Below are 22,667 nucleotides of genomic sequence, written 5' to 3'. Positions count from 1 at the left end.
TATGTCCCTAATTGTATAGTAGTCTGTCTATTTTGAAAAGGAAAAAAGGTTCCTGCTGATCTGCCAGTGCAAAGCCCCTCACAAACGAATCCGGTACACCTTGCGCGGACGCCCCCGTGGATGCGGGTTTTCCTCCCCGACCACCTCGGCAATGCCCTTCGATTCCAGCTCGATCAAAATGCGGCGGGCGCTGCGCGGGAGAATCTGCATGTGCGAAGCCAGCTCGTGCGCGTTGATCTCCTGCTTTCCCCGCTTTTTTAAAATCGACTCCAGCTTCGACAGCGTCATGACGCTCAGCGAAGTAAGCTGGCTTAACTCCTGCAGCTTCTTCGAGTCGTACCGATAGGCGATCTGCTCGTCGCGTCCGAGCGGTCCCACGACGCTTTTGTCGTCGAGAAAAACCATCCAGTTGCCTGCGCCCCGCTCTTTTGCGTGCAAGAGCGCCATCCCCCCGTGAATTTCCGCTTCGTAGGCGGTCTTGCCGATCCCGATTCCGCACGTCACCAGGTCGGCGCGAATCCCGAACAGCCCCTCTACGTCTGGCACCGTCACATAGCCTCTAGTGACCTCCTGCACTTTGCCGCGGGTCGTGAAGATGACGTAGCGTCCCGGTCCTGCCGTCTTCAGCGAGCCTTGCAAATACCTGGCGTAGCGCAACAGCTTTTCCATCGTCTTGATCTCGGCGTTTTGCCATTCGTCCGTGGAAAAATTCCCGCCTGCCAGCTCCCGGAACGGATCGATCTCCATCATCTGCACGGCGATTTGCGTATCCTTGAAATGCAGCATCTCATGCGTGCGCAAAAGCATGTGAACAACCGACAGCACACCCGCGCGCGTCGGCAGGACGCGATGCACGGGAACGCCCCGGCGCACAAGCGCAAGCTCCGCCGTCCGCAGACACGTCACCGCCGCCTTTGTCTTGCCTTCCTTCCACAACGCCTCATGAAAATCCGCCAGCTCATCGGCAGAGATCGCCCCTTCGTAGTGCTTGAGCCATTTGTAGCCTTCCGCAATTCCCGCTTCCGTAAGAAATTGCCCCAGTTCCTCGCCTGAAAACGTATCGAAGCTCACCTCATCCACGCGAATCCCGAGCTGATGGGACAGATGCAGCAAGGTTCGGTACAGGCTCGCGCCAATATGCGGCACATAAGCCATCGGCACCTGGATTTTTCCCGTCTCGCATGCCATGGCATAGGGCACCTGCCCGGAGAAAAGCCACATGTCCACCTCATCCAGATGCGCCATGAGCAGATCGACGACTTCCTCTTCTCTCCAATACACGATCGGCAGGCATTCAATCTCGGGAAACTCCTGCATGACCGACTGGATAATGACAAGCGAATCATCCGCTCCGATCACGCCTAGTCGCAGCTTCAATACACGCCCACCTTTCCCAACGTTTTTTCTAAGAATAGCAAAAATACGTCCGCACTTACAGCCAATCTCGCCTCGTCAGCGACTGACCAGCCCTCCTGCCGCCTGTCCTAGCCAGTGGGCAACATACAGGATCGGCACGGCCAACAAGCAGAACGGCAGCGTACTCCAGACAAGCGACCACGTAATCACTCCGGCTTCAAAAAGCCGAACGTAGGTGTAGACGCTGTACGGCAAAACAAGGATGACTGCCGTCACGACACCCGGCGTGTACGCGCGCAAGACAATCGTGTGTCCGATGTGCGTGAAAACGTGCAGAAACATCACGTGCAGACAGACGAGGAAAAACGGCAGATACGTCCCGAGCGGCAGCGTGGCAGCCGCAAGCACGACGGCTGCCACTAGGACAGCGAAGATGCACGTGACGGCTACGGCAAACTGCGCGGTGTTCATCGCAAGCGACGGCTCCATCAGCTTTTGCAGCCGCCCCGGCAGCGCGTGCAAAACCTGCGCTCGCTTCTGCCCAAGCCAGCGCTCGACGGTGATGATTTCCTCCAGATCGTGAAACACAAACACGACCAGCAACAGCCAGATCAGATTCACAAACTCACTCATGCTTTGCCCCCTCCTTGTCTTTTTTCGCCAGGATCCCGTGCGCCAAAAAAGACACCGCCTCGTCGGCGAGCTGCTCGGCCGTCTTTTCCCCCGTTAGCAAAAAGCGGGACGTCAGACGGTAGCAGACGGCGACCATCGCTTCTGCCGCCACCTCAGGCGACAAATCCGCGCGGACGTGTCCTGCGGCCTGGTTTTTCCGCAGGTTGGCACAGACCATGGCGGCCAGTTTGCCGTGCAGTTCCTCTCCCGCTTCCGCCTGGTAGAGCACAATCTGCGTCAGCTCAGGCCGCTCCTTAAAAAAGCGGAACAGCGCCACGAGATTTTCCCGCACCTGCCCGTACACATCGGCCTCGTCCAGCGCTGTCACCTTGCTTCCTCCGTCAGCCAGCTCCCACAGCTTGGCGAAAAACTCGTCCATAAGCTGCTGATACAGCCCTTCCTTGCTCTCGAAATATTGGTAAAAAGACGCTTGCGTCAGCCCGGCCGCCTTCACGATGTCGCTCACCCTGGTACGGTGAAAGCCTTTGGCCGCAAACTCGGAAACCGCTGCGGCCAGCAAGCGTCCACGACTTTGCTCTCCTTTGGAAACTTTGTGAGCCATCCGGTTTCCCCCCAAAAAAGTAACTCGACAGTTATATAACTCTTGAGTTACTTTTACAATCTTTGGATGAAATTGTCAATCCCCTCTTGCTTTTTCTTCCTGGACTGCGTAAAATGATTGTTCAAAGAGTATCTTTCGATGGCAATGAGGGAGAAGAGTAGTCATTTTTCGCGACGGCAGAGAGCTGATGGTTGGTGCGAATCAGTGTCAAGGAAATGGTGAATGGGCTCCCGAGCTCCAGACCGAACCCGTTTTTTAAAAGCGGCAGTAGGCTCTGGCGTGACGTCCGCACGTTACAAAGGACACCGTATCAAAACGGTACGGAATAGAGCGATTTTGCGCATGGCTTTTTCCGTGTGCAAAATAACAAGGGTGGCACCACGGTTCATTCGTCCCTGTCCAGGGCGGATGGACCTTTTTTATTTTCCAAAAACAGATTCCCGTTATGGAAAGGAGCAGCATTTTCATGAAAACGATTTTTTCAGGCATTCAGCCGAGCGGGATTATGACCCTCGGCAACTACCTCGGCGCGATGAAGCATTTCGTTCCGCTGCAGGACGAGTACAACTGCTTCTACTGCATCGTCGACCAGCACGCGATCACCGTGCCGCAGGAGCCAGCCGTCTTGCGCGAAAACATCCGCCGTCTGGCAGCGCTCTACCTGGCAGTCGGGCTTGACCCGAACAAAATGACTTTGTTCGTCCAATCAGAAGTGCCAGCACATGCCAAGCTCGGCTGGATCATGCTGTGCACCTCGTACCTTGGCGAGCTGGAGCGCATGACCCAGTTCAAGGACAAATCGGACGGACGCGGCGAATCGATTCCGGCCGGCTTGCTGGCGTATCCGCCGCTGATGGCCGCGGACATTTTGCTCTACGGCACAGACTACGTTCCGGTCGGCGAGGACCAGAAACAGCACCTGGAGCTGACCCGCGACCTGGCACAGCGCTTCAACAACCGTTACGGCGACATTTTCACCATTCCGGAAGTCCGCCTGCCGGAAGCGGGCGCACGCATCATGTCGCTGACCGATGGCACGAAAAAGATGAGCAAGTCCGACCCGAACCAGGGCTCCTTCATCTCCATGCTCGACGATCCGGCGACGATCACGAAAAAAATCAAGCGCGCGCAGACCGACTCCGACAGCAGCGTGCGCTATGACAAGGCAGAAAAGCCTGCCGTATCGAACCTCATGACGATCTACTCGCTCTGCTCCGGCAAGTCGCTGCAAGAGATCGAAGCGATGTATGAGGGCAAAGGCTACGGCGCATTCAAAACCGACCTGGCGGAAATCGTGGTGGAGACGCTGCGTCCGATCCAGGAACGCTACGAGCAACTGTTCCATTCCTCCGAGCTGGACGACATCCTCTCGGCGGGCGCCAAAAAGGCAAATGCCGTAGCGAACGAAATGCTGCACAAAGTAGAAAAAGCAATGGGTATGGCGCGCTAGGAAAATCGCGACGCAAAACGGGCCGGGAAGCTTCTCCCGACCCGTTTTTTCATTGGTGAGCGAGACCCGGTTCGCGGCTCGCGGCGGTAAACCGTTGCCGCCCGCTCTCCCGTAACAGCCTTACTTTTCAGCGCTTCTGACAAAAACGTATACCTTCGCCCTTTTTCCGCCATAGTTGATGGTAATCGTCGCGCGCGTGCGCGCTTCCGCATCGTCCAGAACGACCACTCGGCCTTCCTCGTCTACCTCTACCTGCTCGGGACGATTGGACTCGTACGTGATTGATTCCGCCTTCGTCACGTCCTCCGAGCTTTTGTCGCTGAAGATCGCCAGCACCTCTAGCTGCGCTTTTTCTCCAGGCGCGAGCTTCAACGATTGCGGTTTGGCTTCGAGTGCCTCCACCGCAGCGTCTCCCACGACATAGGAAGCGGCTGACTTGACTGTAAAGACGCCCATTCCATCCTCTTCTGTCACTTTCGGCGGCTTGCCCTTTTCTCCTGTCACGGCTCGCCACTGCTTGTTGCGGTACGTGTAAGCCTGCAGCTTTTCGCCAGCGTCAAACGCCAGCGGCAGAGCGAGTGTAAAGCCCCGCTCACCAAAGCTGCCCAGCTCTTTTCCGTTGCTCCACGCTTCCAGCAAGTATGCTTTTCCGGGATTGGTAACGCCCTTCCAGCCGTTTGCTTTTGCTTCTGCCTCTGTCAGATGGAGGGAAAATTTTCCCGCGCGTTCCTTGGCAAAATAAGCGCCCGGAACTTCCACCCATGCTCCTGCCGGAACAGTCAGTCTGACGCCGACTTCGTTTTTCTTCAGCAGCTCGACCAGCTTCTTCTCCAAAGTAATCGCCTGTTCTTCGCTTCCTGCTTTTTTACTGCGGAGACGATCGTCTGTATCGGTATCTGGCTCGTATGTCCCTTCGTCACCTTCCATGCGAATGAACAGCACCGGAGAAAATCCAATTTTTTCCTGAATGCCCTCAATGGCCTGCATGAAATCCGCTAGCGTATCCAGCACCCCTTCTACTTGCTCGTCAGATGCTTTGATCTCGTCTCCAGGCTCGACGGTGATCGTGCCGGACCGTTTCAGCAGCGTTTCTGCCAGCAGGCGAACACGCTTGGCTACATCCTTGGAAATACCGTCTGAATCGAACGGCTCCAGTGCAGTTTTCGCAAAATTCGTCAAGGCAGTAAGTCCCAGTCGGGCCAGTTCTGTGTCCACCTTTTCCCATTTTGCGAGAGGAACAAACGCTTCGTCCAAAAAGCTTTCACTCAGCTCGTGCAGTGTCTTTTCCCGAATGATTCCACGCTCTGCCTGCTCCACGACAGCGGCCAGCACGGTTGAAACGAAATGCGAAACAGCGTCCCACTTCTCGGCTTGCGTGACCTGCTTGGCGTCGAACAGTTGTTGCAGGCTGGCAAGCACCCGCTGCACCTGTTCCTCGATGCTCTGTTCATCTGCGGCAGACAAAATGGCCTGTTCTGCCTGCCTGTGCAAGTCTTTCTGCCTGTCAGGCATCGGGGTCGTGTCTGGCGGATTGACAGGGGGCGGGGTTGTCGGTCTGGCTGGCACATGAACCGTCAGCTTTTCAGTCGTGGCAGTCGTACCGTCCGACTCCCGCGTTACCTGCAAAATCAGCTCCACGTCAGTCTGGCGGCTCGGGGGTGTGATCGTGCCATCCAGCGCGATGACGCCCGTGTTGCTGGAATGCTTGATCGCAACCGTAAAGCCTGCAGGCACTTCTGGCAACCGCAGTCTTGTCGCTCCTGCTGCCGGCTGGGCGAGACTGGTAATGCCATCTGCCACTTCCTGCGCCGTCGTCTCGTGTTCGTCCTGGGCTTGCAAACGAATCTGCACAAGCACCGGATCGTGGTCGCTCACCCGGCCTTCGTTTTCCGTGAATCCGGCATTGATATGCACAATGTCCACTTTGGTGCGTTTTTCCAGATGGGGGCTGACCAAAATCTGATCGAGCACCTGTGAATTGCCCTGGTAGACGTAGGTGTACTGCCTGCCCGGCGGCAGCTTTTCAACCATATTGACCAGAGCGCCATCTGCCAGTGCTTTTACCGGATTGGAAAACGGGAAATCGTTCAGGTCGCCCAATACGACCACATTGGCCTGTGGATCTTGTGCGTGGATCTGTTTCACAAAGCCGTTCACCACGCGGGCGATTTTCATCCGTTGCGCCTCACTCACCAGCTTCGGCGGCTGGTCTTTTCCAAACAGCGCTCCATCCCCGCCCTTGGAATTGAAATGGTTGGCGATGACAAACACAGGCTTGCCCTGGAAGACGAACTGCGCCGCGAGCGGCTTGCGGCTGGACGCGAACGCTTCGTTGGTCGGGTCGATCCGGCCGGGATTGCGCGAGAGGTGTACGGCTCCATCGCGCATTTCCACCTGTACGGCCTCTGTCGCCGTTCCCGCTACGCCTTCTGCCAGCTGCACGCGATCCGGGTTGTAGAAAAATCCGACGCGGATGTTGCCGCCGGGCTGGCCGCCGTCCTTGTTGTTCTCTGGAGCGATGTCGATGTAGCGGTAGGCAGGGCCGTTTGCCTGCCGGATCGCCTTTATCAGCGCTTCTGCGGATTTTGCGGCATCTGTCTCGCCATTGTCCGTCGGTCCGTTGTTATCCTGCATTTCCACTACGCCGATAATATCCGGCGATTTCATGTTCTCGACAATCGTTTCCGCGATTCTTGAAATTTTTTTGGACTCCGTTTTGGCCGAAAAATTTTCGATGTTGTAGGAAGCAATCGTCAGTTCATCGGCTTTCGGGTCGAGTGTTGTCACTGTCGGTTGGCTGCCGTCGGGCTGGACGGAAAACGTCTCGATGGGATACAGCTTGTAATTGGCAAAGCTGTAATCAATGATTCCTGCCAGCGGCTCGGAAATTTTGTCGCCGACCTTTGGATGCTGCAAAATCGGCACGAGTTTGTCTGCTACCGTGATGCGCTCAGGGTGAAAATCGTCGGCTGCAAGCACCACTCCGCCTGCCGGAGTACGCGGCTGTCCGCGATGCGCCAGATCGTCGATGACCACAAACTCCACGCTTGCCGGGTTGGTGAAAACTTTTGTTTCCCCGACCACGATTGGATTTTTGACTTGCACCAGCATCCCTTCGAGGCTCTCCCAAAAGTCGATGCCATCCTCCCAAGGATCGAATGTGCCCAGGCTGTCGTTGTCAATGATCCCTTTTGGATAACGGTAGTTTCCTTCGCCCAGAACAACCGGGTCCGGGAGCGGCTGCGCATTTCTTATCACAGTGACTTTTGCCGCATCAATCTGCGTCTGGGTGAGATCGGTCGCCGCTCTGTTTTGCGGCACGTACTCCTTCACCGTGCCGTCAACGCTCACTTCATCTCCCACTTTGACTGCCGCTTTCGGTTCGTATACGTAGATGCCCTCGGACGTGCGCGGATCGCTGTCCGGGAGCGGGTCTTGCATGTAGAAGCCATGTACCGATCCGCCATCTTTAACGACTGCCGTGACAATTCCCGTGACGCCCTTGACTGTGCCATTCGCAAGCGGGGACTGGTACGAGGTTCCTTGAATATCGTGGATGCGCACGGCGTCTTTTTGGATGGTGTAGCGGAAGATGGCGATTTTACTGTCCGTGTAGCCTTCCTTGACAGCAAACGCCTGAATCGTCGTATCCGCATCAAGCTGGATCGGCTCCGCATAAACCGTACTGTTTCTGGTCGGTTCCGAGCCATCCGTCGTATAGTAAATTTTGGCATCCGCCATCGTCGTAGACAGGGTCACTTTGGTGCCTGCTGCCACCAGCGGGCCTTGGGGATACGCCGTTACTGCGGGAACCCTCGTCTCGTCCTCTACCAAATCTGCCAGCGTCCGAGGCACCAGCTTGTATTCGTTAAAATCGTAGTTGACCACGCCGGTGATGCTGGCGTAAGTCGTGCCCAGTTCCAGCGGGAGCGTGGCTGGAGGGCGGGAGAGGAAATTCCCCTGATCGTCTTGCAACGTATAATTGCCGCTTTGCACAGACTGGACAGTCACATTGCGGACAGTCACCAGTTGGCCTTCAATCGCTTCGCCTGCATTGGCTGCAAAATTTGCCGATGTCACCGTCTGCGGCGTTGGCACGCCTGCCTGCTTCTCCAGGACAGTCATGTCGTCTGTTGCGACTTCGAGCTGTGCCAGGCCGTAGTAGTCGTTCATTTTTCCGGTCGCCTGGATTTTGTCTCCGACCGCGATTTTGGCGGCAAGCCCTGGACCGCGCACGACAAGCCCGGCTGTTTCGTCCTGCATGTAGACGTTGTTTTGGCCCCCCGCCTCAAAGATGGCCGTCACCGTTCCGGCAACACTCGCCGTTGTTCCTTTTGCCAGCGCCCTCGCCTCGGCAACTGGCAGGGTCGAGCGTACCGACTTGGCAATCGGTACAGGCTCGCTCTCGAACATCATGCCGTGCTCGCTTGCGAGCTGCTGCGTCACGTAGATGGTGTCCAACTGCTCAATTCCTTGCAGCGAATAGGAAAACGCGCCGTTCTCCCCTGCGCTGCCAGTCGGATTGCCGCCGAGCAGCAGGCTGTTGCCATTTGGCGCATCATAGGCGCGCAAAATCGCCTTGCCCGCTGCTGCCCCCGCCTGGCCTTTCAGCTCTGCTGTGCTTCCGACTTGCTGCAAGCTGATTTTTTCAGCCGCCAAGACAGGACTTTCTGCGGCTGGCAGCAGCTCGATGCTCTCGCTCTCCTGTTTGCCGCTCTCCGTCGCGGTGAGATAGACCGCTGCCGAGGTTGGATGGGCAAAAGTCAGTTCGATCTGGCCAAAATCGTCCGACACCTGCTCGGCCAAAGGCGTTTCGCTGCCGGCAGGCGGGGCTGCGTACACCTTGATGGTGACATGCGGACGGACTTGGCCGAAAATGACGGCTTCCGCCGGATTCGTCACGTCAAACAGCAACTCCCGGCCGTTCGGCTTCTCGCTGACATCGCTGTCTGTCGGCGGCTCTGCCGGACTTTGCGTATTTTTCGGAGTCGGCTCTCCCACCACGAAGTCGGCGCTGTTGTTGTCCGTGTCCCAGCCGTTTCCGCCGTTTGGCACAATGCCATCCGCGTTGCTTTTGCGGGAAGCGCTGGTGGAGTTCGTCGTGGCAGGAGCAGGACCAGCCCCTTCATAGCCGTTGGCGGCTCCGAAGCCGACCAGATCTACTACATCAGGATGGGCAGTGACATCCACTCCCGTAAGTTCCGTTCCGCTGCTGACGAGGGCCACTTTTCCCTGTGTTCCTGACATGGCAATCTTGCCTTCGTCATCCGGGGCAGGCAGCTCAGCCGTTCCCCCCGTCCCAGCCGCCTGTTTAATCAGGTAATACCCGTATGGGGCGATACTTCCCGTCAAATCTGTCTTGCTCCATGTCGATCCACTTGCAGAAGCGTACTGCACAGACCAGCCTGCCAGCGAAACGGTCGTGCCAGTCGGGTTGTACAGCTCGATAAAGTCGTTTTTGTAGAAGGTCCCGCTGTTTCCTCCCCCTCCGTACACCTCGCTGATGACGACATGACCAGCTTGCTGTGCCTTTGCCTGCTGCCCCCACCCGCTCGGCAAAACGGCGCTGACAGCAACCGCCGCAATCAGCGCCAGCTTCGCCAGACAGCGTAATCTCCCCTTTTTGCTTTGCATTCTCTTTTTCTGCCTCCTCTCAAACATGCGAAATGCTCGCTATGAACATCGTAAACATATAGTCCGAATTTTATGTAAATTATATGTAAAGAATGTATTTTCCTTCCATTTCTACGAAACAAAAAACGCCAAAGCTCAGACGCCTTGGCGTTTTTTGTGTCATTTTGTCGATTCATCTTCCGGCACCTTCATATTGCGTGCGATATAGAGAAACGGCGTCGAGGCAGCCGAGACGACGAACTTGATGAGATACGTGGTCAATAAAATTTGCCACCACACATCCAGCGGGTAGACGCCCCAAAAAGCAATCGTGCAAAATGTCAAGGTATCGAGCAACTGGCTGAACAGCGTGCTGCCGTTGTTGCGAATCCACAGCTGGTTGCGTCCCGGGCACTTTATCTTCAGCCAGGAGTAGATTTTCACGTCCACGAACTGGCTCAGCAAGTACGCACACAGGCTGCCCAAAGCGAGCCTTGGCATCAGGCCGAACAAATTCTCCAGCGATTCCTGGGCGATGTCTTCCGCCTGCGGCTCAAACAACAGCACGAGCTGCATGATGATCGTCGTCGCGATCAAGGTGAAAAAGCCGAACCAGACCGCCTTTTTCGCCGCCCGCTCGCCGTACTTTTCATTCAGCAGGTCAGACACCAGGTAAATGGATGCGTAAATCGTATTGCCGAGCGTCATGACCAGCCCGAACATCTCGATGGTTTTGACCACCTGAATGTTCGCCAGCACCGTAGCCATTCCGATCCAGGCGTACAGCCCCATTCTGCCGAACAGGCGGTAGCAGAGCAGAAACAGCCCGAAATTCACCAGAGTAAAACATACTCCGAGGGCAAAATTAAACATATGATAGCCTCCTAGTTTTGATAACGCGGGAGTTTTGCGAACCGCGGCCCTTTTGGGCATTTCATCATTCTACTTGGAATCGGTTGTTTTCGCAATGCTCGCGGGCAGACTGACGGGAAAGCAGGAGCTTGGTGCCAACAAGCAAAGACACCTTTTCTCTTGACGGAGTAAAAGGTGTCCTTTTTTTGCATATTCCGACTTACCTGGCGCTTTCCCTCTTTTGCCTTACGCCAACACAGGCAGCATCAAATTCAGCAAAAACAGCCCGGCGATGACGTACAGCAAGGCAGGCACTTCCCGGCGCTTGCCCAGCGCGAGCTTCATCAGAGGGTACGCCACGAAGCCAAAAGCGATGCCGTCCACGATGCTGTAGGACAGCGGAATGATGGCGATAATCAAAAAGGCGGGGAAGCCCTCCGAAAAGTCCTTCAAATTGATGTTTTGCACATTTTGCAGCATCAACGCCCCGATGATGATGAGCACAGGTGCAACCGCGCTGTTCGGGATCATTTTCACCACCGGAATCAGGCCGAGCGAGCACAATAGAAGCGTCCCGGTGACGAGCGTGGTCAGTCCGGTTCTTCCTCCCGCAGCAATTCCCGCTGCCGTCTCTACCGTTGCAACGGTCGGGCTCGTTCCCATGATGCCGGAGATGGCCGCCGACAAGGCGTTTGCCTGTAGCGAGCGGCGGAACTTTTGCGGTTGGCCGATCATCGCCGTATGCCCGTGCAGCAGGCCGATGTTTTCAAACACGATTACCATCGCCAGCGAAAAAGTCGCGATCCAAAACGGCAAGGTCCAGATGGCGGAAAACGACATGCCGCCCAATACTTGTCCGTACTGCGCAAAGGAAAACGTCTCCCCGGTAGCCGCCCCGCCGATCCCGAACAAAAAGCCAAGTCCCGTACCAGCGGCAATTCCGATGAGGAAGTTGCCGGGGACGTTGCGTACAAACAAGATCAGGGTGAGGACGAGCGTCACCAGCGTCACGATGACATGCGGGCTGGACAAATCGCCCAGCGCGACGAAGGTGGACGGATTGGTGACGATCAGGCCGCCTTTTTGCAGTCCGATAAAGGTCAAAAACAGGCCGATGCCCACCGTGATCGCTTCCTTGAGCGAGGCGGGAATCGCGTTGGACAAAATCGCCGCCGCGCGGGTAAAGGCGATGGCGGTAAAGATCAGGCCGGATACGAATACGGCTGCCAGCGCTTCCTGCCAGGTCAGGCCCATCGACTGGCAGAGCGTATAGGTGAACAGCGCGTTAATCCCCATGCCGGGGACAAGGATGATCGGTGCATTCGCCCAGAAGGCCATTAACAATGATCCGATAAAAGCGGTCAGAACAGTCGCCAAAATCCCTGCCTCCATCGGGATTCCGGCATCCTGCAAAATCGAAGCGTTTACGGCAACAATGTAGACAATGGTGACAAAGCCGATAAATCCGGCGATAAGCTCCCGTTGGAACGTTGTGTCGCAAGCGCGTAAGTGAAAAAGCTTATCCAGCCACGTACGCACGTCAGTTTCCCTTCTTTCTTTCGTTGTCTTCTCCGTGTTTGCTGAAAAATATGCTATCATAGCGACATTAATATGAAAAATATCGAGTAAATCTGATATTCATATCGAAATCATATGGTTGAACAAACGAAAGAAGGATGACACGTGGATATACGGCAATTGCGCTACTTTATCGCCATCGCGGAAGAAGGGCAGATTACGGGGGCGGCAAAACGGCTGAACATGGCCCAGCCCCCTTTGAGCCAGCAGCTCAAGCAAATGGAGGAGGAACTGGGTGTCACGCTCGTGGAGCGCTCCGGGAAACGGATGGAGCTGACCGAAGCCGGGCTGACCCTGTACCGCCAGGCGCTCAATATCGTCCACCAGATGGAAGAAGCGCTCTCGGAAGTAAAAGAAACCGGCGAAGGCATTCGCGGAACGCTGTCCATCGGGGTGAGCGCCTTGTCCGCTTACCGTCTGCCGGAGCAGATTCGCCTGTTTCAGCAAAAATATCCGCTCATTACCTACAAAGTATGGAAGGGCGATACCCAACTGCTCAACCAGTGGCTGGAGCGGCGCACCATCGAGGTCGCAATCGTGCGCTTGCCCCATTCGCTCAGCAACTGCACGATGATTCCGCTGGAAGAAGAAGCGTTCGTCCTGATCGTCCCTGCAAACTCGCCTTATGCTGACCGCACCGAGATTCACATGCGGGAAATCGCCCAGCTTCCGCTTATCATGCCAAGCCTGCCCGGCCTTGGCATTTACGACCTGATCCTCAAGGAGTTTTCACGCCTTGGCGTTGCGCCGCGCGTCATCTGCGAATGCCCGGACATCTCGCTGATCGTCAGCATGGTCGCCGCTTCCGTCGGCTCGTCCATCGTCCCGGTCTCCGCATGGGAGACGCATAAAAGCGAACAAATCCACGGAATCAGGCTTGCCGGGACGTCCATTTACTCGTCTGCGGCCGTCGTCTGGCAGTCGGGCCGCCACTTGTCCAAGGCCGCCAAGCGGTTTATCGAGACGTTTTCGTGATCGCGCGGTTGTCCTGTTTTCCGGCTACGCCCATGTACACAAAAACCCGTGCGCATCGCCACGGGTTTTATGGTATAATTTGTAAAAAACTCAAAAGGCATGGTCGAATTTGCAAAACACACCCATCGTACGCATCCAGCCAAAATCATACTGGCAATTGGCGGTGGTGATCGCACTCTTTTTCAGCTGGTTCATCATCTGGGAAAACGTAAAGGAACGCCACCACTTTGCCACGGATGAACTGGTTTACACAAAATCGCTCTTCTCCGACGTCACGTACCAGATCGACTATGAACGGGAGCCGTCAGGAAATAAGGTCGCGTACCATACCATTTCCACCCCTGACCGCCTGCTGGAGCGGGTGGTCCCTGACGAGAGCAACCATTCCACGTGGTCTATGCTGCAAAGCGAGGTGCGGCGCGAGAAAACATCAGCCTGTATGTACAAATGCTGTAAGGGCGGGTCAGCACTCCCGCTCTTTTTTGTGCCGATCAGGAAGCTTTTTATCCGCTTCAAGTAAAGCTAGCTTTGCTCTGATTTCACCTCTATGCCGTGCCTGCGAAACAGCGCCGCCGTCACACCTGCCCCCGGCACCTTTTTCCCGGCAAAATGACCGTCGTACACAAACGAACTGCCGCAGGACGGGCTGTTTTCTTTCAGGATGGCAGAGGTAGCCCCGACCGTTTTTGCCAGCCTCAATGCCTGATAAGCACCCGCCAAAAATTCAGCCGTCACGTCACGGCCTGTCCGGTCGATCACTTTCGCCCGCCCGTCCAGCACGTCGTTACCGTCTCCCCCGACAATCTCCGCGGGCGGACGGGGTGTAGGCAAGCCGCCCAACTGCTCCGGACAGACAGGAATGACCTTGCCGTCGCGCAGCAGTTGTTCAAGCCCTTCGTCCAGACAAGACTTTTGGTCATAACGACATTCGCAGCCGATCAGGCAAGCGCTAATCACTTTCACAGACTATCCCCTCCGCCAATGTGCTTACAGCTTGCGCAGCTTGACGCTCTGCACCAGATGATCCTGGCCTTTGTTGAGAATCAGCTGCGCCCGGACACGCGTCGGCAAAATATTTTGCACCAGGTTGGCTCCGTTGATTTCCGTCCAGATGTTTGTCGCTACTTCTGTCGCTTCCTCGTCAGACAGGTCCGCATAGCGCCGGAAGTACGAGTTCGGATTGGAAAAAGCCGTCTTGCGCAGCAGCTTGAAGCGCTCCACGTACCATTGCAAAATATCTTTTTCCTCGGCGTGCACGTAAATCGAAAAATCGAAGAAGTCAGAGACGATCACTTCGGAGATGCGCGGCTCGTCGCCTTTTGGCGGCTGGAGCACGTTCAAGCCTTCCACGATCAGGATGTCTGGCTGGCGGACGGTCTGCCATTCCCCTGGCACGATGTCGTAGACAAGGTGGGAGTAGACCGGAGCCTTGACCTCCGGGATGCCGGACTTCACATCGGCCAAAAAGTTGATGAAGCGGCGCAGGTCGTAGCTTTCCGGAAAGCCCTTGCGCTTCATGATCCCCCGCTCCTCCAGCACGCGGTTCGGATACAAAAAGCCGTCCGTCGTCACCAGATCGACCTTGGGATGGTTCGGCCAGCGCGACAAAAGCGTCTGCAAAATACGCGCCGTCGTGCTTTTTCCGACCGCCACGCTTCCTGCAATCCCGATGATAAACGGCACCTTGCCGTCCTGATTGCCCAAAAACGTATGCGTCGCCTGATACAGCTCCTGCGTGCCGCCGACATACAAATTCAGCAGTCGGGAAAGGGGCAAATAAATATCGGCTACCTCCGTTATGGATATATTTTCGTTCAATCCCTGCAAACAGGCGAGCTCTTCATCTGATATGGTAAGCGGCGTGGAGGCTCGCAGCGCTCTCCACTGCTCGCGATTAAACGTAACGTATGGTGATGCCATGGGAATGTACATCCTTTCCATCATGAAAGTGCTTTCTTTGTTTCATCACAAGGTAAGTTTACACTAGCATGCTGCTCTTGGGAACAAGAGGGATGTACCAAATACAGTCTTGGCACCTTCTTTTTCAGGAAAACAGATGCGTACCGAAGCCTACGCCGAACGGGATTCAACAGAAGTCAGGAAGTTTTTTTCAAACCATACCGTTTGCAAAAAAACAAGCTGACACCGACGGTATCAGCTTGCTCGTTTGCTCGCGCTTATTTTCCCAAATACGCCTGCATCATCCACACATGCTTTTGCAGGCTTTCCATCATTCCCAAAAACATGTCGCCAGTCGCTGCGTCGTCGGCTGCCTCTGCAGCGGCGATTCCTTCCTTCAATTCGCCGATCAAGGTCGTAAAGTCGTTTACGACCGCCTGCACCATCTGCTCGGCTGTCTCGCCGGAAGCCGCTTCCTGAATGGAAGCCTGCTCCATACAGGCCTTCATGGTCGAGACAGGCTTGCCGCCGATGGCAAGCAGCCGCTCCGCCAGATCATCCACGTACTTCGCTGCCTCGTTGTACAACTCTTCGAACTTGGCGTGGAGCGTGAAAAAGTGGGGGCCTTTTACATACCAGTGAAAATGATGCAACTTCACATACAGCACAGTCCAGTTGGCAACCTGTTTATTCAAGACATCGGTGACGGTCCGACTCATCGTAATACTCACGCAGACGCTCCTTTCTCTGATGAAAAATACAGCGTCTGTAGTGTTCCGCTGCCGCCTTGATCCTATACCCCTGTCTGGAAAAATGCTGCGCAAGCCGCAGAAGTTACTTTCCCTGCATGCTTGCCGCCTTTTCAGAGCAGAATCCACTTAACCGGGATTCAGACGGTCAGACTCTCCTCCAGTGCGAGCACTCCGGCAGTCGCGTCAAGCGTAGCCTCGACGCCAAAGGGCAGCGCCATATTGCAGGAGCCGTGTCCGATCTGCACGTTCCAGATCGTTGGCTTTCCGTAAGGCACGATGATGTTTTGGCAGACGTCCCACACCGAAAAACCTTCACGCTTTTTCGGCTCGCAGCTGGTCCACGTGCCGATGACGATGCCTGCGCAATCGTCGAACAGGCCGCCGAGCGCGAGCTGTGTCAGCATGCGATCGATACGGTACGGCTCTTCGTCAATGTCCTCCAGAAACAGGATTTTGCCGCGGGTGTCCAGTTGATACGGCGTGCCCATCAGAGCGGCGACGAGGGAGAGATTTCCGCCGACAATCGGGCCGTATGCCTGCCCTTCCACGAGACAGAGAATGTCCTCTCCCGGCGGGTTGACAATCGGTCCGAGCGGTTCCGGCCGGGTCATCGCCCGCAGCAAATACTGCCTGGACCAGTCGTCCAGTCCTTGCGCAATATCTGACGTCGCCATCGGCCCGTGCAGAGTCGCGAGTTGCGCCAGTTGCCCGAAAGCCGTATGCAGCGCGGTAATGTCGCTGTATCCGACAAACAGCTTCGGATTTTGCGCGATCAGATCGTAATCGAGCAGCGGCAAAATTTGCGGGGAACCGTAACCGCCGCGCATGCACATGATGCCGTCCACTTCGTCGTCTGCAAACATCGCGTTCAGTTCGCTTGCCCGCTGTTCCGGCGTGCCAGCCAAATACCCGCCGTACGTCTCATGGCACGCCGCTCCGACCTTGACCTTGAAGCCCATCTCCATGATGGCGTCCACTGCCTTGACCAGCACCTCTTCCGTCGCGGGACTGGAAGTAGCAACCAGCCCAATCGTATCTCCTGCCCGCAATACTTTTCCTTTTTTCATCCGACACGTCTCCCTTTATCGTTTCTCATGCACACACGTATGCTGCCTGTGCTCCAGCCATGACTTTTCCAATATTTCAAAAACAATTCCGGCACGCCGCTGGCTCATTGTGTGTACAGCCGTTATTCACGGACGGAATACACGTTTTCACTCACTTGCACAGAAGCTGCGGCCGCCTGACGTATTTTCGCCGATCACGACCGCCTGCCACCCCCTGCTTTTGTCTCGTCGACGCGCACGTAACGGTTTGTCGGTCGGCCAACTCCGCCATAGCTGACATCGATTCTCACCACGCCTGTCTTCTCCAGGTAGTCCAGGTAGCGTCTCGCCGTCACTCTGGCGATCCCTACCCGCTCCGCGACATCTTCTGCGGACAGGGCCTGTTCCTCGCCGTCCAGTTGGCGAATGATCTGCTCCAGTGTCACGGCATGCAGACCTTTTGGCAAAGGACCAGGCTTGTTGCTTGCCGGAGTTGGCCGCTCCTGCTCTTCGTCGCGCTCTGACGCCCCGCGAAACACCAGCTGGTCTACCTCATCCTGCGAAGCCGTCCCGGCCTGTTCGAGCTTTTGGCGAAACTCCCGGTAGTTTTCGAGCGACTTTTTCATGCGGTCAAACGCAAATGGCTTGATGATGTAGTCCATGGCTCCGCCGCGCAGCATCGCCTGAATCGTCGCCTTGTCCTTGGCTGCCGTCACGACGATGACATCGACGTCCTGGCCGGCCGCGCGCAGCTCCGTCAGCGCTTTTACCCCGTCCTGAATCGGCATGAAAATGTCCATGATGACCAAATCCGGCGCCAGCTCCTGCACCATCCGGACGCCGTCTGCACCGTTCGCCGCCATCCCGACGACGCAAAAGCCCGGCACGCGCTCAATGAACTGCTTGTTGATCTCCTGCACCATCGGATCGTCTTCCACTACCAGTACGCGAATGCTTTCCTCCCCCACTATTCATCCACCTCCTTCATCGGAAATGTAATCATGAAGCTCGCCCCTTCGCCCGGCCGGGAATGGCAAACCAGTTCGCCTCGTCCTTTTCGCACCAGCTGATGCACCAGATGCAGACCAAGGCCGCGGTCTGTCCGGCTTTTGGTGGAAAAACCTCTCTCCAGCATCTTCGCGCGCGTCGCTTCGTCCATGCCGATCCCGTTGTCCTCTACGAGAATCGAGCACACCTCTTCATCCTGCTCGATGCTGATCGTAATCTCCTTGTCCGCGCGCTCGCACTGTTCCAGCGAGTCAAAGGCATTTTCGATCAGGTTGCCCAAAATGAGCACGAAATCATGGTGGTCCATGTAGGGCGGAAATTTTTCCAGGTGGCTCATCCGGTCGATGACCACGCGAATGCCCAGTTCCCTGCCCCGGCTGACCTTGCCGATGAGCAGCCCGGACAAGTTTTCATCCATGATTCGCGTCGTCAGAAAAGACGTCAGTTCCTCCTGCTCCTCGTTAATCTCGAACAGGTAGGCGAGCGCCTTGTCGTATTGGTTGAGCTGCAGCAAGCCAGCGATTGTGTGCAGCTTGTTCATGTGCTCGTGGTTTTGCACGCGGAGGGCGCCGACAAACTCCTTGACCCCTGTCAGTTCCTCCGCCATCCGCGCAACCTCTGTCCTGTCCTGGAAGATGGCGAGAGCGCCGACGATTTTGTCCTCCACTTTAATCAAAAAACGGTTGGACCAGAGCAACGCATTGCCTACGTGCAGCTCGGTGTTCGTAAAATTTTGCCGCAGCTCCAGTACTTCGGGCAAGCGCGTGTCAGGCAGAACCGAGCGGATGGGTTTTCCCAGCACCTCTCCCTCAATGCCGAAAATTTGCTTGGCCCGATCGTTGAAAATCGTGATCCGCTCCTGATTGTCGATGGCAATAACCCCTTCATGCATGGCGTGAAAAGTAGCCGTCCGCTCGACCAGAATGCGCGCAATCTGCTCCGGCTCCAGATCGAGCATCTGCTTTTTGATGTGACGCGCCAGCAGGTAGCTGCCCCAGACGCCCACCAGGAGCGAGAGAAACAGGGTCAACGCGATATTGCCGCGCTCGTTTTTCATCATCTCCCACGTGCCGGGCATCACCCGGCCCACCAGCACCACCCCGACCTGCTGGTGCTGCCCGTCTACGATTGGCACGTAAGCGCGGAGCGCCGTGCCCATGTCGCCTTTTACCTTTTGCAAATAGGAGTGCTCGGAATACGCCTCTTCGACTGCCGGGTCGGCAAATACCGTGCCGATCCGCTCGTCCAGCGGGTCGGAGTAACGCACCCGCTCCATATTCAAGACGACGATGTAGGTCACGTCGTTGACGACTCTCAGCTTGTGCGCCGTCGGGTTGATCTGCCGCCAGCCGTCCGGCTCCTGAATGCTTTCCTGCACCAGCGGAATCTGGGCGACTGTGCGTGCAATCGTCATCAGCCGTTGCCCCAGCTGATTTTCCGTCACACGAATCATGCCTCCCACAATAATCAGCATGCCGATTATCAGGGAAAACAGCACGATGCCCACTGAGAGCAGCATAATCTTCCATTTGATCGTTAACCGTTTGAACAGACCAGCTCTTCCTTTCCAGTGGGGATTGCTTGCTTTTCTATATTTTGGTACAGTACATCCAGCAAATCAACTGTTCGCAGGCAGGTGAAAGAAAAGATGAGATCGTTTCTGAGCATCGCGCTGTTTGGATTGATCGGACTTGTGAGCGCTGTCATCATCGGCTTCGGAACAGACCTGTCGCTGGAAAAGCTCGGCTATGACGAGGTACAGGAAGGACTGTCCGAGCGCATCATCATCAAATTCAGCCACGTAGTCGCAGAAAACACGCCAAAAGGCTTGACGGTGGAACGCTTTGCCCAACTGGTCAAAGACAAGACAAACGGGCGCGTGGAAGTGCAGGTGTTCCCCAACAGTGTGCTGCACTCCGAAAAAACCGAGATGTCTGCCTTGCAAAATGGCGATGTGCAAATGATCGCCCCCGCCTTCTCGCATCTGTCCAGCACGATCCCCCAATGGGCTGTGCTCGAATTGCCCTACCTGTTCCGGACGCAGGAGGATGTGGAAAAAGTGTTCAATGGCGAAATCGGACAGATGCTGTTTTCCACCCTGGAACAATCCAACATGAAGGGGCTTGCCTTCTGGTCCAGCGGTTTCAAGCAAATGACAGGCAACCGCCCGCTGATTGCGCCGGACGATTTTGTCGGCCAGCGTTTCCGCATCATCCCGAGCGCCGTACTGGAAGCGCAGTTTCGCTCTTTTCAGGCGATTCCGATCGGCTCGTACTTCGGCGATCTGTACAGCATGCTGGCGAACGGAGAAGTGGACGGCGAAGAAAATACGATTTCCAACGTGTACACGAAGCGGCTGTACCAGGTGCAGAAGTATATGACCATCAGCAACCACGGCTTTCTCGGCTACACGGTTATCATTAATCAATCGTTCTGGGACAAGCTGCCCCCGGATATTCAGCGAGCGATCACGGAGGCGATGCAAGAAGCAACCGCGTACAACAATCAATTGGCTGTTTCCATGAATGCGAGCCAACTGCGCCTGCTCCAGCAGCAGAATAACATCCAGATTCACGTGCAGACAGCAGAAGAGCGGGCAGCCTGGATTCAGGCTGTGCAGCCCGTTTACGACAAGTTCGCGGAAAGCATCGGCGCTGACCTGATGGAAAAAATCAGAGAGCTTCACCAGAGACAGTGAAGCTCTCACCCGTTTTCAGAAGTCTCAACCCCGCTTTGGCAGAATGAGTGTAAAGACGGAGCCTCGTTCACTGCTATGCCGCAGCATGAGGTCGCCCCCCAGCGCTTTGGCCATCATCCGCGAGTAGGACAGCCCAAGGCCGAGTCCCCGCACCTTGTCTTTTTTGTTGCTTCCGCGGAAGAACCGCTCAAAGACAAGCGGCTGCTCCTCTGCTGGAATCCCGTGGCCGTTGTCTTTTACGTCCATGCGCACGTCGCTTTCGGTTTCATACAGCACCAGTTCAATGCTGCCGTCGGCTTGCGCTTTTCCAATCGCCTGTCTCGCGTTGTTCAGCAGATTGGTCAAAATTTGCTGCACACGGACAGGGTCAACAAAAACGGTCACAGACTTCTCCGGGATGACGACCGCAAACGAGATTATCTCCAGGTCTTGCACGATCCGCCACTGCGAGGCGATTTCCCTGACCAGCTTGCTGATGTCCTGCTCCTCCTTGTGGACGGTAATCGCCCCCACGGCAAACGAGTTGAAATCGAGCAAGTCCTCCACCATTTTTTGCAACCGCTTGGTTTCGCGCAGGCATATCTCCAGAAATTCCTTCTGCTCTGCCCCCGATACGACTTCATCGTTAATCGCCTGGACCAGTCCGCTGATTGAGGTCACTGGTGTTTTCAGTTCGTGCGTCACTCCGGCCAGAAGTTCTGTCCGCATGCTTTCCAGTTGGCGAAGACGGTCAGCCATCTCCTTGAATGTGTAGACCAGCTCGTGAATTTCCCGCTCCTGGATCGGCTGCGTAATCGCCACATCGTAGTTGCCTTCCACGATTTTGCGCGCCGACAGCACGACTTGCTGAATCGGCTCGGACAACCGCCGGGAGTGAAAGTAAATGACGGCCCAGCCGAGTATGCCAAGGCTGACGAGCATGATGACCAAATACTGCAGTTGCTCCCTGCCGATCTTGATGTCGGTTTCCGGAAACAGCAGGATGACCTTCCCGATCCGATTGTCATTATATTCCAAATTTTCCTTGATTACGTAAAGCGTGTCGCCTGATGCTTGCCTGATCGTGTCGTCCGTATCCGCCCGCTCAAGCAAACTGGGAAGCGTCTTTTCAAGCACGGGCGGCAGTATCCCCGGGCGTCTGTAGATGACCTCTCCCTCACTGTTTTTGATGAACAGAACAAGGTTGCGATCCACTCCCATGAACCTGCGCCGATTGTCCAGCACCTGATGCAGCTTGTCTCCGACCAAAATGTTGCCTTCGTCGTCTACGACCCGATCCGCCACTTCCTCGGCAAACAGCCGCGTCACCTCGATTTGCTTTTCAACCGCAGCATATTTGATCCAATAGGCAGACACCGCCCCGACGATGAGCAAGCCTACGGCAAGAGTCAGCAGGTAACGGGTCGTCCAGTAGCGCAGGAGCGAAACGGGTTCCTTTTTCTTAGTAAACACAGAACTGATAACCCACCCCTCGCAGCGTTTTAATCTCGCCTTCATGGGCGGGCCAATTTTCCAATGTTTTTCTCACGCGCTTGATGGCCAGGTCCACAGCACGGTCACTGCCTCCGTAGTCCATTCCCCACACCTGCTCAATCAACTGCTCGCGGGTAAATGTCTGGTTCGGATTTTGCGCCAGAAAGAGCAGCAGGGACAGATCGCGCGGATGAAACACCAGTTCCAGTCCGTGCAGCGTGACGTGATGGGACTGGAAATTGATTTTCAGACTGCCGAAAAAACGCGTCTCCTGATCCTTCACCAAAATAACCGACCGACGCAGCACGGCATTGACCCTCGCCACCACTTCCTCGGCGACAAACGGCTTTGTTATGTAGTCGTCGGCTCCCTGATTCAGCCCTTTCAGCTTTTGATCGGTTTGCCCCAGCGCTGTCATGATAATGACCGGACAGGCGCTTTTTTCCCGAATATACTGCAGAATCTCCCAACCGCTCCGCTCGGGGAGCATGAGATCCAATAGAACGAGAGCCGGCTTTTTTTCGTCAAACAGGCGGATCGCTTCGACTCCGTCTTCAGCCTGCCAGACCTGATAGCCCGCTTTTTGCAGGTACGCTTTCAGTACACGCGAGATCACCAGTTCGTCTTCTACCAACAAAATGCTTTTCATAAGCTCCCTATTCTCCCATTTGCGATTGCTCGCATGGTTCTCTCCTTCTAGTAGGTACTACTATACTATCAGTTTACCTCGTTC

The 22,667-nt window shown here is 55.7% G+C and carries 18 protein-coding genes and 1 other annotated feature; of the genes, 4 read left to right on the top strand and 14 right to left on the bottom strand.

All coding sequences use genetic code 11. The annotated features are described in order from the left end of the window. Positions 1–78: 78 nt before the first annotated feature. The 3 genes from EDM57_RS20710 to EDM57_RS20700 all read right to left on the bottom strand — a co-directional run bounded on the left by EDM57_RS20710 (position 79) and on the right by EDM57_RS20700 (position 2,590). The gene (locus EDM57_RS20710) at positions 79–1,377 is read right to left on the bottom strand and encodes a helix-turn-helix domain-containing protein (protein ID WP_122906593.1); all 1,299 of its coding nucleotides are present in this window, start codon (positions 1,375–1,377) and stop codon (positions 79–81) included. A 75-nt stretch (positions 1,378–1,452) separates the two neighbouring features. Further along, on the bottom strand, positions 1,453–1,989 hold the full coding sequence (locus EDM57_RS20705; protein WP_122906592.1) for an HXXEE domain-containing protein: 537 nt from the start codon (positions 1,987–1,989) through the stop codon (positions 1,453–1,455). Beyond that, positions 1,982–2,590 (bottom strand): TetR/AcrR family transcriptional regulator, encoded by a 609-nt coding sequence (locus tag EDM57_RS20700; RefSeq protein WP_122906591.1) that lies wholly within the window; start codon positions 2,588–2,590, stop codon positions 1,982–1,984. The genes EDM57_RS20705 and EDM57_RS20700 overlap by 8 nt, the downstream gene beginning before the upstream one ends. A 135-nt stretch (positions 2,591–2,725) precedes the next feature. Next, positions 2,726–2,990: a binding site (T-box leader), on the top strand. 66 nt (positions 2,991–3,056) lie between these two features. Here EDM57_RS20700 and trpS point away from each other — a divergent pair. Further along, the gene (trpS, locus tag EDM57_RS20695) at positions 3,057–4,040 is read left to right on the top strand and encodes a tryptophan--tRNA ligase (protein WP_122906590.1); all 984 of its coding nucleotides are present in this window, start codon (positions 3,057–3,059) and stop codon (positions 4,038–4,040) included. Between the two features lie 120 nt (positions 4,041–4,160). Here trpS and EDM57_RS20690 read toward each other — a convergent pair whose 3' ends face one another. From EDM57_RS20690 to EDM57_RS20680, 3 genes are all read right to left on the bottom strand, one after another. After that, entirely contained in the window at positions 4,161–9,674 is a 5,514-nt protein-coding gene (locus EDM57_RS20690) for a chitobiase/beta-hexosaminidase C-terminal domain-containing protein (RefSeq protein WP_122906589.1), read from the bottom strand. A gap of 159 nt (positions 9,675–9,833) precedes the next feature. After that, positions 9,834–10,526 carry a queuosine precursor transporter gene (locus EDM57_RS20685; RefSeq protein WP_122906588.1) on the bottom strand — a complete coding sequence of 231 codons (693 nt, stop codon included), beginning with the start codon at positions 10,524–10,526 and terminating at the stop codon, positions 9,834–9,836. A 225-nt stretch (positions 10,527–10,751) separates the two neighbouring features. After that, positions 10,752–12,044: an NCS2 family permease gene (locus EDM57_RS20680; RefSeq protein WP_122906587.1), complete on the bottom strand. Its 1,293-nt coding sequence runs from the start codon at positions 12,042–12,044 to the stop codon at positions 10,752–10,754. 144 nt (positions 12,045–12,188) lie between these two features. Here EDM57_RS20680 and EDM57_RS20675 point away from each other — a divergent pair, with 144 nt between their 5' ends. Then, complete coding sequence (locus EDM57_RS20675; protein ID WP_122906586.1) at positions 12,189–13,058, top strand: LysR family transcriptional regulator; 870 nt, start codon at positions 12,189–12,191, stop codon at positions 13,056–13,058. Positions 13,059–13,167: 109 nt separating this feature from the next. Beyond that, positions 13,168–13,578 (top strand): hypothetical protein, encoded by a 411-nt coding sequence (locus EDM57_RS20670; protein ID WP_122906585.1) that lies wholly within the window; start codon positions 13,168–13,170, stop codon positions 13,576–13,578. 2 nt (positions 13,579–13,580) lie between these two features. On the opposite strand, the gene EDM57_RS20665 is transcribed toward EDM57_RS20670, so the two are convergent. The 6 genes from EDM57_RS20665 to EDM57_RS20640 all read right to left on the bottom strand — a co-directional run bounded on the left by EDM57_RS20665 (position 13,581) and on the right by EDM57_RS20640 (position 19,282). Further along, the gene (locus tag EDM57_RS20665) at positions 13,581–14,021 is read right to left on the bottom strand and encodes a 2-thiouracil desulfurase family protein (RefSeq protein ID WP_122906584.1); all 441 of its coding nucleotides are present in this window, start codon (positions 14,019–14,021) and stop codon (positions 13,581–13,583) included. A gap of 24 nt (positions 14,022–14,045) precedes the next feature. Beyond that, entirely contained in the window at positions 14,046–14,978 is a 933-nt protein-coding gene (gene coaA / locus EDM57_RS20660; RefSeq protein WP_246005870.1) for a type I pantothenate kinase, read from the bottom strand. Positions 14,979–15,235: 257 nt separating this feature from the next. Then, positions 15,236–15,676, bottom strand: coding sequence for a Dps family protein (locus EDM57_RS20655; protein ID WP_122906603.1), 441 nt, complete (start codon positions 15,674–15,676; stop codon positions 15,236–15,238). A 170-nt stretch (positions 15,677–15,846) separates the two neighbouring features. Then, positions 15,847–16,776, bottom strand: coding sequence for a S66 peptidase family protein (locus tag EDM57_RS20650; protein ID WP_122906582.1), 930 nt, complete (start codon positions 16,774–16,776; stop codon positions 15,847–15,849). Between the two features lie 194 nt (positions 16,777–16,970). Then, on the bottom strand, positions 16,971–17,723 hold the full coding sequence (locus EDM57_RS20645) for a response regulator (protein WP_122906581.1): 753 nt from the start codon (positions 17,721–17,723) through the stop codon (positions 16,971–16,973). Continuing rightward, a complete protein-coding gene (locus EDM57_RS20640; protein WP_122906580.1) occupies positions 17,723–19,282 on the bottom strand; it encodes an ATP-binding protein in 1,560 nt (519 codons plus the stop codon). Before EDM57_RS20640 ends, EDM57_RS20645 begins: the two co-directional genes overlap by 1 nt. A gap of 129 nt (positions 19,283–19,411) precedes the next feature. On the opposite strand from EDM57_RS20640, the gene EDM57_RS20635 reads away from it, so the two are divergent. After that, positions 19,412–20,461 carry a DctP family TRAP transporter solute-binding subunit gene (locus EDM57_RS20635; protein WP_122906579.1) on the top strand — a complete coding sequence of 350 codons (1,050 nt, stop codon included), beginning with the start codon at positions 19,412–19,414 and terminating at the stop codon, positions 20,459–20,461. Between the two features lie 24 nt (positions 20,462–20,485). Here the strand turns inward: EDM57_RS20635 and EDM57_RS20630 are convergent, their stop codons facing one another. Together EDM57_RS20630 and EDM57_RS20625 are read right to left on the bottom strand one after the other, a co-directional pair. Continuing rightward, on the bottom strand, positions 20,486–21,913 hold the full coding sequence (locus tag EDM57_RS20630; protein ID WP_246005869.1) for a HAMP domain-containing sensor histidine kinase: 1,428 nt from the start codon (positions 21,911–21,913) through the stop codon (positions 20,486–20,488). Beyond that, positions 21,903–22,583: a response regulator transcription factor gene (locus EDM57_RS20625; RefSeq protein WP_122906577.1), complete on the bottom strand. Its 681-nt coding sequence runs from the start codon at positions 22,581–22,583 to the stop codon at positions 21,903–21,905. Before EDM57_RS20625 ends, EDM57_RS20630 begins: the two co-directional genes overlap by 11 nt. Positions 22,584–22,667 lie beyond the last annotated feature (84 nt).

The organism is Brevibacillus gelatini, assembly GCF_003710935.1.
Lineage (GTDB): Bacteria > Bacillota > Bacilli > Brevibacillales > Brevibacillaceae > Brevibacillus > Brevibacillus gelatini.
Note: the sequence above shows the minus strand (reverse complement) of the source record. Positions and strands in the feature narration are given on the sequence as shown.